The sequence below is a fragment of the Variovorax gossypii genome (assembly GCF_003965815.1).
In the GTDB taxonomy this organism is placed as follows: domain Bacteria; phylum Pseudomonadota; class Gammaproteobacteria; order Burkholderiales; family Burkholderiaceae_C; genus Variovorax; species Variovorax gossypii.
On record NZ_RXOE01000009.1, the window covers coordinates 234,059 to 249,125 of the forward strand.

General features: G+C 70.9%; 6 protein-coding genes. 5 read left to right on the top strand and 1 reads right to left on the bottom strand.

The features are described from left to right. Positions 1-46: 46 nt before the first annotated feature. The 4 genes from EJP69_RS26280 (at position 47) to EJP69_RS26295 (ending at position 13,035) form a co-directional block, all read left to right on the top strand. Positions 47-8,122 (top strand): SdrD B-like domain-containing protein, encoded by an 8,076-nt coding sequence (locus EJP69_RS26280; protein ID WP_126473203.1) that lies wholly within the window; start codon positions 47-49, stop codon positions 8,120-8,122. A gap of 65 nt (positions 8,123-8,187) precedes the next feature. After that, entirely contained in the window at positions 8,188-12,426 is a 4,239-nt protein-coding gene (locus EJP69_RS26285) for an OmpA family protein (protein ID WP_170217233.1), read from the top strand. Between the two features lie 11 nt (positions 12,427-12,437). Further along, positions 12,438-12,743, top strand: a complete 306-nt coding sequence (locus EJP69_RS26290) for a hypothetical protein (RefSeq protein ID WP_093199153.1) — start codon at positions 12,438-12,440, stop codon at positions 12,741-12,743. Positions 12,744-12,795: 52 nt separating this feature from the next. Further along, on the top strand, positions 12,796-13,035 hold the full coding sequence (locus EJP69_RS26295) for a hypothetical protein (protein ID WP_093301053.1): 240 nt from the start codon (positions 12,796-12,798) through the stop codon (positions 13,033-13,035). Positions 13,036-13,078: 43 nt separating this feature from the next. On the opposite strand, the gene EJP69_RS26300 is transcribed toward EJP69_RS26295, so the two are convergent. Further along, positions 13,079-13,702 (bottom strand): TetR/AcrR family transcriptional regulator, encoded by a 624-nt coding sequence (locus tag EJP69_RS26300; protein WP_093199147.1) that lies wholly within the window; start codon positions 13,700-13,702, stop codon positions 13,079-13,081. 143 nt (positions 13,703-13,845) lie between these two features. Between EJP69_RS26300 and EJP69_RS26305 the strand changes: the two genes are divergently transcribed. Then, on the top strand, positions 13,846-15,054 hold the full coding sequence (locus EJP69_RS26305; protein ID WP_126473207.1) for an efflux RND transporter periplasmic adaptor subunit: 1,209 nt from the start codon (positions 13,846-13,848) through the stop codon (positions 15,052-15,054). The last annotated feature ends 13 nt before the right edge of the window (positions 15,055-15,067 follow it).

Genomic DNA, 15,067 nt, shown 5'->3' on the forward strand with positions numbered 1-15,067 from the left:
CCACAAGAAACGGTGCCCGGCCACCAGAGCCATCACGAGGGACGGGATGTTCAGGACCCCATCGAATCTGTCGCACGCGCAGGCGCGGCGCGACGTGTCTTCCAACGCCGCGCGCCTGCGGCACGGCCTTTGGCGCCGTTGCCTCACGCGCCTTGCCGCACCCGTTGCCGGGCTGCTCTTCGCCACGGCCGCGCATGCGGTGCCGCAGGTTTCGAGCCTGGTGCATTCGCCGGACATCCTTCCCGCCGGCGGCACGGTGACGAGCACCGTCACCATCGCCGAGACCGACAGCCTGCCGATCGGCGCGCCGGGTGCGTCCTTTACGTACACGATCCCAGGGAACAGCATCTACATGGGCACCGGCGCGGTTCCCGTGGGCACATGCTCGGCCACCGTGTCGGTGGGCTCCGCCGGCCCCGGCACGCTGACCTGCTCGGGCATCACGCTCGCGGCGAACCAGCTGCGCAACTTCGAGGTGCTGCTGCGCACGGTCACGCAGGGCACGCTGAGCGTGACCGCCGCGCCCAGCGGCGGCGGCTCCAGCGAGACCAAGACGATCACCGTGAACCAGGGCGCCGACGTGGCCGTGGCCATCAGCGCCCCGGCCACCGCGCCCAGCGGCTCCACGGTGCCGATCGTCTTCACGGTCACCAACAACGGCCCCGACGCCAGCACGGGCTCGACGCTGACCTACCCGATTCCCACGGGCCTGTCGGTCTCGGGCACCGGCCTGCCCTCGGGCTGCTCGATCAGCGGCAGCCTGCTGACCTGCAACGTGCCGGCCACGCCCGCGGGCGCCGGCAGCAACACGCGCACCTTCACCATCAACGGCGTGGTCACCGCGGGCGCGGGCTCCACCATCACGCACCAGCCGGCCGTGGCGCCAGCGGGTGCGGTGGGCGACGGCGTTTCCACCAACAACGGCGCCACCGCCAACACCACCGTGACGGCGGGCTACGTGCTCGCGCTGGCCAAGAGCCATGACGGCGGCCAGCTGCTGGTGGGCCAGCGCTTCAACTTCAGGCTGAGCCCGAGCTTCAGCGGCACCGCGCCCACGGGCGTGACGCTGAGCGACACGATCCCGGCCAACTTCGCGATCCAGCCGCTGCCCGCCCCGCCTACCGGCTGGACCTGCTCCGTCAGCGGCCAGACGGTGAGCTGCACGCGCAGCAACATCGGCGGCAGCGGCGGCGCCAACGTGGCGCTCGGCGACATCCTGGTGCCGGTCATGGCCATGACCGCCGGCACCGGCGTCGTCAACGAAGCCACCGTGAGCGCGACCGGCCCCATCGCCAACTCGGCCACCGGCAGCGTGCCGGCCGACGTGGCCGTATCGGCCACCGACTTCCGCGCCGACAAGCGCCGCGGCTGGCCGCAGAACAACGTGCCGCTGGGCCAGGCCTTCGACTACCAGGTCGGCAGCACCAACCTCGGCGGCACCCGCCTTCTCGCGGGCAGCACGATCCAGCTGGTGGACGACCTGCCGGCCGGCGTGCAGATCAACAGCGTCACGCAGCGCGACGGCTACACCTGCATGGTGACCAAGGGCGGCGCCACCGTCGTTCCGACGCCCGCCACGCCGGTGCCCGGCCCCGCCACGGTGACCTGCACGCGCACGCTCGCTTCCGACATCAGCGTCGACCTGTCCGCCGGCAACAGCGCGCGCAACGGCGGCTACATCATCGTGAACGCCACCATCCCGGCGCTGCCCTCGGGCGGCGGCCAGATCGTCAACAGCATGTGCGTGAACGTGGCGCTGCCCGCGGCCGCGCCCACGCTCGGCGCCGACCCCGACGCCAACACCGGCAACGACTGCGTGAGCCTGGGCACCGGCGTGAACGACACCGCCACCGCAGCCGACGTGAAGGTGCTCAAGCGCGTGGTCGGCATCGGTGACAGCGCGGGCAACCGCCAGGTCGCGGGCCAGAACGTCACCTGGGAACTCGAGGTGGTCAACGCCGGACCCTCCGAGGCGCAGAACGTGGTCGTCACCGACGCCTTCGCACAGGTGATCGGCGCAGGCAGCGTCTCGCAGACGGCCAACGGCGGCACCTTCGCGGGCACCTGCGCGCTGCCGGCCAACGGCAGCGGCTTCGGGCAGGCGTCGCTTTCCAACTGCACGCTGTCGACCCTGCCGGTGTGCCGCGCGAGCACCGACCCCGCGAGCGCCCTGCCGCTGTGCCCGGTCATCCAGGTCGTCGCCAAGCACTACGGCGACGGCACCTCGGCCACCGATCACGGCTTCCAGATCAACAACACGGCCAATGCGCTGGCGACCACGCCGGCCGATCCGAACCTGGCCAACAACGACGGCAGCGCCACCGCCTACCTGCTCGCGCGCACGGACGTGACGGTCACCAAGTCGGCCAGCCCCGCCTCGGTGCCGGTGGGCCAGCTTCTCACCTACACGCTGACCGCGCGCAACCAGAGCCTCGCCCAGGGCAGCCTCAGCCGCGCCTACGACGTGCACGTGGTCGACACGCTGCCGGCCAACCTGATGTTCATCTCGGCCACGGCCTCCGGCGGCGGCAGCTGCTCGACGGAGCCGAGCAAGACGCAGCCCACGGGCACCGGCGTCACCAACAACCAGCTCGAGTGCGCCTGGACCTCGCTCGACCGCAACGTGCAGCAGACCGTCACGGTGCGCGCGCGGCCGCTGTACGTGCTCAACGGCTCCACGGTGACCAACACCGTGCACGTTTCCACCGGCACGCCCGAGCTCAATACGACCAACAACGACGCCGCCGTGCCCGCCACGGTCACCGCGCCGGCCTACGACCTGGTCGTCACCAAGCGCGACGACGTCGACCCGGTGAACGTGGGCGACGACGTGGGCTACACCATCACGGTGTCGAACAACAGCGCCTCGACGGCGGAAGACGTACGCCTGGTCGACACGCTGCCGCTGCCGGGCCCCGGCGGCGAGGCACCGCCCACACTGGTGTCGGTGACCGCCCCGGGCGGCACCACCTTCGCGCTGGCCAGCGGCGCCGCCATCGGCTCGGCCGGCGGGCAGATCGTGTTCACCATCCCGACGCTGGGCGGCTCGGGCGCCACCTCCACCGGCGAGCCCAACACGCTGCAGTTCCGCGTGGTGCTGCGCGGCGTCTCGCGCGGCACCTTCCAGAACAACGCCAGGGTCGATTTCTTCGACGCCGCGCGCAACGCCTTCGACACCGTTCAGGGCAACAACGCGGTGGCCGAGAACACCACCTTCCGCTTCAAGGCCGACGTGCAGGTGGTCTCCAAGACCGCTGTCACCGCAGGCACCGCCACGCCGGTGACCACCGTGTCGTCGGCCGTGCCATTCGACTGGCTCGTGCAGCTGCGCAACAACGGCCCCGACAGCGCCGAGACCACCAGCTTCACCGACACGCTGCCCGCATCGCTGGTGCTGGCCGGCCCGCCGGTGTTCACCGTGACCGGCGGCAGCTTCACGCCCGCCGCGCCCACCTGCACCGGCACGGCCGGTAGCACGGCAGTGAGCTGCGCCATCGCATCGATGCCGGCGAACGGCACGGCCACCGTGCGCATTCCGGTGCGCTTCAGCGGCGCGGCGCCGGCCAACGGCACCGTGCTCACCAACCGCGCGCACATCGTCACCACCGGTTCGGGCGACACCAACGGCGGCACCGACCCGGACGGCGGCAACAACTTCAACGACGGCAGCGTCACGGTGCAGAACAGCGCGCTCTCGGGCCGCGTGTACGAAGACCTGAACGGCAACGGCCTGATCGACAGCGGCGAACCCGCCATCGCCGGCGTGACCATCCGCCTGAACGGCACCGACAGCTCGGGCAACGCCATCGCCCTCACGACCACCACCGACGCCGCCGGCAACTGGAGCTTCACCGTGCCCGCCGGCACCTACAGCGTGGTGGAAGACCAGCCCGCGGCGTACCTGCCCGGCATCACCCGCGCGGGCACCGTCAGCGGCGCGGGCAGCACGGCCGGCACCGTGCCACCGGGCACCGGCAACGGCCCGAACGGCTCCAACGCCAACCGCATCGACAACATCGTGCTCGGCACGGGCGGCGCGTCCACGGCCAACAACTTCGGCGAAGTGCGCGCGGCCAGCCTGGCCGGCCGCGTCTACCAGGACGCCGACTACAGCGGCGCCTCGAGCGCGGGCGACCCCGGCATCGCCGACGTGAGCGTCACCCTCACCGGCACCGACATGTACGGCAACCCGGTGTCGCTGACCACCACCACGGCCGCCTCCACCGGCAACTACGCCTTCAACAACCTCACGCCCGGCAGCTACACGCTGACCGAGACGCAGCCGGCCGGCTTCGTCGACGGCAGCGACGCGGCCGGCACCGCCGGCGGCACCGCGGGCAACGACGTGGTGAGCGCGATCGCGCTGCACTCCAACGTGAACGGCACCGGCTACGACTTCGGCGAGCAGCTCACCCGCATCACGACGCGCGTGTTCGTCGACGGCAACAACGACGGCATCCCGCAGGCCGGCGACACCGGCATCCCCAACGTCGAGCTGCGCCTGACGGGCACCGACGCCGCGGGCAACGCGGTGAACATCCTCGCCGTGCCCACGGGCACCACGGGCGCCTACGAGTTCCGCAACGTGCCTCCCTCGGGCGCGGGCGGCTACACCATCACCGAGACGCAGCCTGCCAACTACGCGCCCGGCAAGGCCAACAACAACGGCCAGCCCGGCACGCCGCAAGGCGGCGGCAACGTCATCGCCGGCGTGACCGTCTCGGGCACCAGCGTGCCGTCGACGCAGGGCGAGTACTGGTTCGGAGAGCTGCTGCCCGGCGGCATCTCGGGCCGCGTGTACTACGACCGCGACGGCAACGGCGCACAGGGCGCGCCGGCCACCGAGCCGGGCCTGGCGGGCGTGACCATCACGCTCACCGGCACCGACGTCAACGGCCAGCCGGTGTCGCGCACCACCGTCACCGACGCCAGCGGCGACTACAGCTTCCCGAACCTCGCGCCGGGCAGCTACACCGTGACCGAGGCGCGGCCCGCGGGCTACCTGCCCGGCATCACGCGCGCCGGCAACGTCAGTGGCGCGGGCAGCACGCCGGGTGCGGTTCCCACCGGCGGCACCGGCGTGGCCAACGGCCCCAACGGCTCGAACGCCAACGTCATCCAGAACATCGTGCTCGGCGCGGCGGGTGCGGGCTCCACCGGCAACAACTTCTCGGCCGTGAAGCCCGCGAGCCTCTCGGGCTACGTGTACGCCGACGTGGCGCCTTCCAACGGCACCCGCGACAGCGGCGAGCCCGGCATCGCAGGCACCACCATCCGCGTGACCGGCACCGACTTCCAGGGCAACGCGGTCGACCGCACGGTGCAGACCGCCGCCGACGGCCGCTACCTGGTGGACGCGCTCACGCCCGGCACCTACCAGATCGACGAGACGCAACCCGCCGGCGTGGCCGACGGCCCCGAGTCGCTCGGCACCGTGGGCGGCGCGCCGCGCGGCACCGCCAACCCCGGCGGCACCAACGACCGCTTCGGCGGCCTCGCACTCGTGTCGGAAGACACGGGCATCGACTACAACTTCGGCGAGCGCGGCGGCCAGATCGCGGGCTGGGTGTACGTCGACACCAACAACGACGGCATCCGCCAGCCCACCGAGGCCGGCATTCCGGGCGTGACGCTCACGCTCACCGGCCGCTCGGCCAGCGGCCTCGCGGTGAACGCCACGGTGGTCACCGACGCCAGCGGCCGCTACGTCTTCACCGGCCTGCTGCCGGCCGACGCGGCGGGCTACACCATCCGCGAGACGCAACCCGTGACGTATGCCGACGGCCTCGACGCCGTGGGCACGGTCGAGGGCGCGGCCACCGGCACGCTGGGCAACGACGTCATCGGCGCCATTGCCTACCGCGGCGGCAACGGCGACAACTACAACTTCGGCGAACGCGGCGCATCGCTGGCGGGCACCGTCTACAACGACGCCAACCGCAACGGCAAGCGCGAGCCGCAAGACTTGCCGATCGCAGGCGTGACCATCACGCTCACCGGCACCGACGCCGCCGGCCAGCCGGTGACGCGCACCGCCGTCACCGATTCCAACGGCCGCTACGAGCTGCCCGGCCTGCCCCTGCCCGGCAGCGGCGGCTACACCGTCACCGAGACGCAGCCCACCGGCTACGACGAAGGCATCGCCATCCCCGGCACGCTGGGCGGCACCGCGCAGGGCACGAACCAGATCCGCGTGAACTTCACCGGCCTGGAAGCCCACGGCACCGGCTACGACTTCACCGAGCACAGCAGCCAGCCCGCATCGCTCACCGGCACCGTGTGGTTCGACCAGAACCACAACCGCAGCCGCGAATCGGGCGAAGGCCAGGGCGAAGGCTGGACGGTGGAGCTGCTGCGCTGCGCCGACGGCGGCAACGCCTGCGCCGAGAACGCGGCCACCGTGCTCTACACCGTGACCACCAACGCCGACGGCAGCTACCGCTTCGGCGACCTGGTCCCCGGCGAGTACCGCGTGCGCTTCCGCTCACCGGACGGCCGCGTCGTGGGCGGCGTGTGGCCGACCGACACCGCGCAGAACGGCGCGAACGGCCCCTACCCGACGCCCGCGGCGAGCGATCCGCGCTTCAGCATCAAGGTGCGCGTGAGCGCGGGCGCCAACATCCAGAAGCAGGACCTGCCCTACGACCCGGGCGGCGTGGTGTACGACAGCGTGAGCGGCACGCCCGTGCCCGGCGCCGTGGTGCGAATGGTCGGCCCCGCCGGCTTCGACCCCGAGCAGCACCTGCTCGACAAGCGCGACAGCTACACCACCGGCCCCAACGGCTACTACGACTTCTTCGTGCTGCCGGGCGCGCCGGCGGGCGAATACCGCCTCGTCATCACGCCGCCGGGCGCCTACCTGCCCTCGTCGATGTACCCGGCCGCGGCCGGCGCGCTGGGCACGCAGTCGTGCTCCGCGCCCGCCAACGGACCGGCGCCCGCGCAGACCAACCCCTGCGTGGTGAGCCCCGGCGCGGCACTGGTGCCCGGCGCTGGCTACTACCTGCTGTTCCAGAAGCCGGCAGGCGGCGGCCAGCACGTGGTGGCCAACAACATCCCGCTCGACCCGTCGGACGCCACGCTCATCGAGCTGCGCAAGACCACTTCGAAGCTCAGCGTGAAGAAGGGCGAGCTGCTGCCCTACCGCATCACGGCGCGCAACACGCGCGGCACCGCCCTGCCGGGCGTGGCCGTGGTCGACACGCTGCCGCCGGGCTTCCGCTACATCCAGGGCTCGCTCACGGTGCGCACGCTGCCGGGCGGCGTGGCGCTGCCGGTGATCCCGCAGATCAACGGCCGCCAGATCGTGATGCCGGGCCAGAACTTCGCGCCCAACGAGACCAAGGAATACCTGATGGTCGCGGGCGTGGGTGTCGGCGTGGGTGAAGGCGAGTTCGTCAACCAGGTCGTCGCGCTGCAGGGCGTGGGCGGCAGGACGCTGTCGAACCTGGCCACCGCCAGCGTGCGCGTGGTGCCCGATGCCCTCTTCGACTGCACCGACGTGATCGGCAAGGTCTACGACGACAGGAACGCCAACGGCTACCAGGACGACGGCGAACCGGGCCTGGCCAACGTGCGCATCGCCACCGTCAACGGCGTGCTGGCCACCACCGACGCCGAGGGCCGCTACCACATCGCCTGCGCCGCCATTCCGAAGGAAGGCACCGGCAGCAACCTGGTGCTCAAGCTCGACGAGCGCACCCTGCCCTCGGGCTATCGCACCACCAGCGAGAACCCGGCGGCCGAGCGCGCCACGCGCGGCAAGGTGCTGAAGATCAACTTCGGCGCCACCGTGCACCGCGTGGTGCGCCTCGCGCTGCAGGGCGCGGCCTTCGACGACGGCGCCGCCACGCTGCGCGCCGCCTTCGCAGGCGAACTCGACCGCACGGTGGCCGTGCTGGCCGAGAAGACATCGGTGCTGCGGCTGGCCTACAAGGCCGCGCCGGGCGAGCCCGCATCGCTGGGCCGCGACCGCACCGACGCGGTGAAGGCCGCGGTGCTCTCGCGCTGGAAGCAGCTCGGCGAGCAGCGCGCCTCGCGCAACGAGCCGCCGCTCTTCAACCTGGACGTCGAGATCGAGCTGGTGCCTGCCGCCGCCTCTTCCGGGGAGGCAAAGCCATGACGCGAGGAAGAAACACCACCGCCATGCCCCGCCCTCAGACACCGAACCCGATTCAGCGAGCCGACATGAGAAGAAAGAAGAAGACGCTGCCCAGGCGCATGGCCATTGCCGGCGCCGTGACCGCCGCCTGCCTGAGCATGGGCCTGGCCGCCGCGCAGGAAACCTCCGTGCGCGGCCGCATGCTCGACCGCGCCGCGGCCGACCCGCGCGCGATCGACATCGACGGCGCACGCCACCTGCCGCGCAGCAGCGAGCGCGAGTTGCCCAAGGCCACATTCGTGCTCGGCGACGAGCGCGCAATGCCAGCGGCTGCAACGGTGTCTCCTGTTGCGGCACCCGCCGAACGCAGCGACGCCAGCACGCCGCATTTCGACTCCGGCGCGGACGGCCTCTCCCCCGCCGACCGCGCGCAGCTCGACCGCATCGCCCAGCAGGTCAAGGGCCGCGACGGCCTGCGCTTCGAGATCGTCGGCCACACCGACACGCAAGCGCTGAGCGCCAAGTCGCGCGAACGCTTCGTCGACAACCACGCGCTGGGCCTGGCCCGCGCGCAGCAGGCCGCGCGCTATCTCACGCAACGCCTCGGGCTGCCGGAGACGGCCGCGTCCGCGAGCTCGCGCGGCCCCGATGCGCCCGTTGCGACGCCAGCCACCGACCCGGCCAACTGGCCCGCCAACCGCCGCGTCGAGGTGCGCGCGTACTGGCGCGACACGTCCGTCGCTGCAACGCCCGTCGCAACGCCAGCCGACCCCGGCGTATGCCGCACCTTCACCGCCTTCGGCACCGACGACGCGCCGCTGCGCCTGAGCGTGGACGGCCAGCTGCTCTCGCCGGACGGCAAGCAGCCTTCGGCCGATGGCACCACCAGCGCCGACCGCCAGCGTTGCGTCGACGTGCAGCTCGAGCGCAACCAGCTGCGCCTGCAGTACGACAACCTCTCGCAGCCGCGCCGCCTGAGCGCCAGTGCCTGGCCCACCACCGTGGTCACCGGCGACACGGTGCGCTTCGCCGGCTACAGCAACTACCTGCTCTTCACCTCCAAGGCAGAGCTGCGCGTGTACACCGCCAACGAGGCGATGCAGCGCCGCCAGGTCGCCACCGTGCCGCTGGACGCCGGCCTGCACGGCGAATGGCAGGTGCCCGAGGGCCTGCTCAACCGCGTGGCCGAGGGCGTGACCGGCAAGCTCTACTACCGCGTGCGCGTGTACGACCGCCAGGGCCGCTTCGACGAGACCGACGATCTCTCGCTCACGCTGGTCCAGCGCCACAAGCCCGAGACCGGCACGCCGCCCGACCCGGCGCGCGAGCTGCTGCGCGGCTACGGCCAGAACAACATCGCCATCGCCAACATTCCGCTGAGCGCCGGCACCGTCACCGCCAGCGGCGCGGCCATCCGCCCCGGCGAGAGCGTGCGGGCGCTGGGCTTCGCGGTGCCGGTGGACGAGAGCGGGCGCTTCGTGTTCCAGCAGCTGGTGCCGCGCCGCGTGCAGACCGGCGAGATCGCAGTCACCGACGCGCAGGGCGCCACGCGCGTCTACCGGCGCGACTTCGACCTGCCCACCAGCGACTGGTTCTTCGTGGGCCAGGCCGACCTCACCGTGGGCAGCAACAGCGTGAGCGGCCCGGCCGCGATCATGACCAACGACAAGAACCGCTACGGCGGTGGCGGCTGGAGCGAAGGCCGCATCGCCGGCTACGCCAAGGGCCAGCTCAACGACCGCTGGACGCTCACGGCCAGCGTCGACACCGAAGAGCGCCCGCTGAAGGAGCTGTTCCGCAACCTCGACCGCAAGGACCCGACCTCCCTCTTCCGCCGCTTCGACCCGGAGGACTCGTGGAGCACCTTCGGCGACGACTCCACCACCATCGAGGACGCGCCCACGCAGGGCCGCTTCTACCTGCGCGTGGACGACGGACGCTCGCAGGCGATGTGGGGCAACTTCAAGCTCAATTTCGGCGACACCGAGCTCACCCGCGTGAGCCGCGGCCTCTACGGCTTCCACGGCCGCTACCTCGGCGAGGAATCGACCGCCTTCGGCGAAGCCCGCCTGAAGATCGACGCCTACGCGGCCGAGCCCGGCACGCTGGCGGCGCGCGAAGAATTCCGCGGCACCGGCGGCTCGCTCTACTACCTGCGCAACCAGGACATCACGCGCGGCGCCGAACGCGTGACGCTGGAAATCCGCGACAAGGACTCCGGCTTCGTGCTCAAGCGCACGCAGCTGGTGCCGAGCACCGACTACGAGATCGACTACCTGCAGGGCCGCGTGCTGCTGTCGGCGCCGCTGCCCAGCCTGTCGGACGACGGCTCGCTGGTGCGCGCCGGCGGCTTCACCGGCATGCCGACCTACCTGGTGGTGGACTACGAATACACGCCGCTCACCACCTCGCTCGACACCCTCGCCGTGGGCGGCCGCGTCTCGTGGTGGGCCAACGACCACGTCGGCGTGGGCGTGACCGCATCGCGCCAGGACCAGATCGGCGGAGACCAGCGCCTGGCCGGCGTCGACCTCACGCTGCGCAAGACCGAGAACACCTACTTCAAGGGCGAGTTCGCGCGCAGCAAGGGCCCGGGCACCACGCAGCTCGACTCGATGGACGGCGGTTTCAGCTTCACCGGCCGCAACGGCTCGTTGACCAACGGCCTGGGCAACGGTCCCACGGGCAACGCCAACGCCTGGCGCCTCGAAGGCCAGGCCGACCTGGGCGACTTCGACATCCGCGGCGGCGGCCGCGTGAGCGCCTATGCGCAGTCGCGCGACGCGGGCTTCTCCGCGCCGGGCCAGTACGCGAGCAACGCCACGCGCCAGGTCGGCGTGCAGGCCACCGTGCCCTTCGGCGAGAAGGGAGAGAACGGCGAGCTGCGCCTGAAGGCCGACCGCCGCGATGAACGCAACGGCTACAACAGCAGCGTGTTCGACGCGCAGTATTCGCTGGCCCTCTCGCCCGAATGGAAGCTGGGCCTCGGCCTGCGCTACGACGACAAGACCGGCGACGCGCTCATCACCAGCCCGTCGCTGCCGACCACGCAGGCGGTATCTGGCGAGCGCGCCGATGCGGCCGTGCAGCTCGAATACACCGGCGCCGACCGCTGGAGCGCCTACGGCTTCGCGCAGAAGACGCTGCGGCGCACCGGCACGCGGCTGGAGAACGACCGGCTGGGCTTCGGCGGGCGCTACCGCGTCAACGACAAGCTGGCGCTGCGCGGCGAGGTCTCCACCGGCGACGGCGGCTTCGCCGGCAAGGCGGGCATCGACTACCAGTACGACGACCGCTCCAACCTCTACATGACCTACGCGTCCGACACCGGCCGCACCGACGAGAACCTCATCGGCCGCGGCGGCACGCTGGTGACCGGCGTGCGCTCGCGCGTGGGCGACGGCCTCACCATGTTCACCGAGCACCGCCAGGCCACCGGCACGCAGCCGGGCCTCACGCATGCCTACGGCGTGCAGTACGCGCTCGACACGCGCTGGACCTTCGGCGTGAACTTCGAGAACGGCTGGGTCGGCGCCGAGACGCTGGGCGCCACGCGACGCCAGGCGGTGGCCTTCATCAGCGGCTATTCGAGCGAACGCCTGAAGTACAGCGGCGGCCTCGAATACCGCAAGGACCGCACCACGGCCGAGACGCGCACCAGCTGGCTCGTGAAGAACTCCTTCAGCTGGAAGGTGGACGACGACTCGCGCTGGATCGGCAAGTTCAACTGGGCCGACAGCGACAGCACCACCGGCACGCTGGCCGCCGCCAAGTACACCGAAGCCATGCTCGGCTACGCGCTGCGCCCGGCCCTGAACGACCGGCTGAACCTGCTCTTCAAGTACACCTACCTGTACGACCTCTCGTCGCCGGGCCAGGTGGTGTCGGGCGGCGTCGACTCGGGCCTGGGCACCGTGTCGACCACCGGCATCGACTACCAGCAGCGCAGCCACGTGTTCGCCATCGACGCCACCTGGGACCTGAACGAGCGCTGGACGCTGGGCGGCAAGTACGCCTGGCGCCGCGGCGAACTGCGCGCGAGCCGCGACAACTCGTCGCCATGGTTCAAGAGCTCGGCCGAGCTCGCGGTGCTGCGCGTCGACTGGAAGCTGGTGCGCAACTGGGACTGGATGCTCGAATGGCGCACGCTGCGCGCGAAGGAACTCAAGGACCGCAAGAGCGGCTGGGTCACCGCCGCCTACTACCACGTCAACGAGAACCTGAAGGTGGGCATCGGCTACAACTTCACCGACTACTCCGACAACCTCACCGACATGAGCTACCGCAGCAAGGGGTGGTTCCTGAACGTGCTGGGCAAGTTCTGACGGGGCCGGCCATGCATGAACGCAAGGACGAGATCCCCATCACCGTGCCGCTGGTCGACATCGCCCAGACGCTGGCGCGCGCGGGCTTCCTCGACGCCCATGGAGACCGCTACAGGCTCTACGAGGAATGGGCGCGCGACTTCCAGGCCGACTTCGAGGCCCGCGCCGCCGCGGGCCGCAAGCCGGGGTGCACCTACCTGCGCGACGTGACCGCCTTCGCGCTGCGCCGGGCCGCCGCTTACGGTTTCGAGGTACGCTGCGAGGACTACGGCCCCCGGCTGTGCAGCGAAGTCAGGCTCATCGCCGGCGCGCGCTGAGGGCGAACCGCAACGGCGAACAACGCGCCCCGCCTACCGGAAGCAGGAAGAAATGAAGAAGACCGATGTTCTCGTGACAGTGATGGGAATGGCTCGCGCGGGCCTGGGCTTCACGCCCACCGATGCGCTCGCCTGCATCTCCGAGCTGATCGAACAGGAGGATGCGGAGAGCCCGTTCCACGACGCCAACGTGGAAAGGCTGCTCAGGCTGGGCGCCTGCGTGTGGAGCCTGAGGCACGGCATGCTGGCGCAGCCGTCCTCGGAGGCGTTCTCGCGGGAAGCGCTGAAGTAGCCCGAGTGGAGGCCGCGGCGCGCCCGCAGCGGCCTCCGTCAGTTCACCGGCTGGTCTTTTCCACCGGCGCGTAGCCGCCAAGGAAGACCTGCAATGCACGTCGCGTCGCCTCGCGCAGATCCTTGCGGGTCATCGGTCCCTGGATGCCCAGCAAGCTGGGCGTGACGGTCTCGGAGTGCAGCAAGGCCATCAGGTGCTGGGCCGCCACCTGCGTGTCGGCCGTGCGCAGCCGGCCCTTGTGCATCTGCCGCTCCAGGAAGCCCGCGAGCTCGGCGACGCCCTTCTTCGGTCCGCCCTCGTAGAAGAGCCGTCCGATGTCGGTACGGCCCGATTCGGCGATCACCGCCCTGTGCGCCTGGATGACCTCCTGCGAGCACACGGCCACCAGCACCTTCTCGCCGAAGCGCTGCAGGACGAGTTCGAGATCGTCGTCGCCCTCCTGCGCCAGCGCCGCGAAGATCGGCTCGAAGTGGTGCTTCGCCGCGTTGTGGATCACCGCGACGAACAGCTCCTCCTTGGAGCTGAAGTAGCCATAGAGCGTTGCCCTCGAGCCGCCCACGCGCGCGGCGATTTCCACCATCGAGGCGCCCTCGAATCCCAGTTCCCTGAAGACTTCCGATGCCACCTGGACGATGGCGTCGCGCTTCGCTTCGGTCTTTACCCGCATACCGTGTCCCTCCTTATTTCTGTACACGTCTGACTATTTTAATTGACAGGCCATTCAAGTCAAAATACATTTCCGTACAGCACTGTCTATTTAAACGCCGACTGAACCTCTCAGCGTCCGGTCGTTTTCCCAGGAGAACCGCAATGCGCCCCCCTCTCACCTACGGCCTGACCTTCGCAGCGGCCGTCGTGTCTACACTCATGCTCGTCGCCTGCGGCAAGCCGCCGGGCGGGCCTCCCCCGGCGGCCGGCACGCCGGAGGTGGGCATCGTCACCGTGCAGCCGCAGCGCGTGGCCATCACGACCGAGCTGCCCGGGCGCACCGTGCCCTTCCTCATCGCCGACGTGCGCCCGCAGGTCGGTGGCATCGTGAAGTCGCGCAAGTTCCGCGAGGGCAGCGACGTGAAGGCCGGCGAGGCGCTCTACCAGATCGATCCCGCCACGTACAAGGCGACCTACGACAGCAATGTCGCCGCGCTCGCCAAGGCCGAGGCCAGCCTGGGCACCACGCGGCTGAAGGCCGAGCGCTACAGGGAGCTGGTGGCCATCAAGGCGGTGAGCCAGCAGGACTACGACGACGCCGCGGCCTCGCTGCGCCAGGGCGAGGCCGATGTCGCGGCGGCCAGGGCCAATGTCGAGACCAGCCGCATCAACCTCGCCTACGCGCGCATCGACGCGCCGATCTCGGGACGCATCGGCAAGTCGTCGGTCACGCCCGGCGCGCTGGTCACGGCCAGCCAGTCGAGCGCGCTCGCGACCATCCAGCAGCTCGACCCGATCTACGTCGACGTGACCCAGCCCAGCGCCGCGATGCTCCAGCTCAGGCAGGCGATGGCGCGCGGCGACCTGCAGAAGAGCGGCGCCAATGCCGCGAAAGTGCGGCTGCAGCTGGAAGACGGCAGCACCTACGCGCTCGAAGGCAAGCTCGAGTTCTCGGACGTCACCGTGGACCAGAACACCGGCGCGATCACGCTGCGCGCGGTGTTCCCCAACCCCGATGCCATCCTCCTGCCCGGCATGTACGTGCGCGCCGTGCTGCAGGAAGGCGAGAAGGAGCAGGCACTGCTGGTGCCGCAGCAGGCTGTGTCGCGCGACGGCGCCGGCAAGCCGACGGCCTACGTGGTGGACTCGCAGAACAAGCTGCAGCGACGCGCACTCGAGACCGAACGCGCCATCGGCGACCAGTGGCTGGTGCGCAGCGGCCTGCAGGCAGGCGACAAGCTCGTGGTGGACGGCCAGCAGCGCGCGGCGCCCGGCGTCGCCGTGAAGACGGTGCAGTGGAGCCCCAAGCCGAAGACAGGCACCGACACGGCCAGCGCGGCCCCGGCCGGGCACGCCGGCGCGGCGAACTGATCGATCGAGAGAG

Excerpts from the sequence above, each read along its gene's own strand:
- EJP69_RS26280 (WP_126473203.1), top strand. The coding sequence starts at position 47 with ATGTTCAGGACCCCATCGAATCTGTCGCACGCGCAGGCGCGGCGCGAC.
- EJP69_RS26285 (WP_170217233.1), top strand. The coding sequence starts at position 8,188 with ATGAGAAGAAAGAAGAAGACGCTGCCCAGGCGCATGGCCATTGCCGGC.
- EJP69_RS26290 (WP_093199153.1), top strand. The coding sequence starts at position 12,438 with ATGCATGAACGCAAGGACGAGATCCCCATCACCGTGCCGCTGGTCGAC.
- EJP69_RS26295 (WP_093301053.1), top strand. The coding sequence starts at position 12,796 with ATGAAGAAGACCGATGTTCTCGTGACAGTGATGGGAATGGCTCGCGCG.
- EJP69_RS26300 (WP_093199147.1), bottom strand. The coding sequence starts at position 13,702 with ATGCGGGTAAAGACCGAAGCGAAGCGCGACGCCATCGTCCAGGTGGCA.
- EJP69_RS26305 (WP_126473207.1), top strand. The coding sequence starts at position 13,846 with ATGCGCCCCCCTCTCACCTACGGCCTGACCTTCGCAGCGGCCGTCGTG.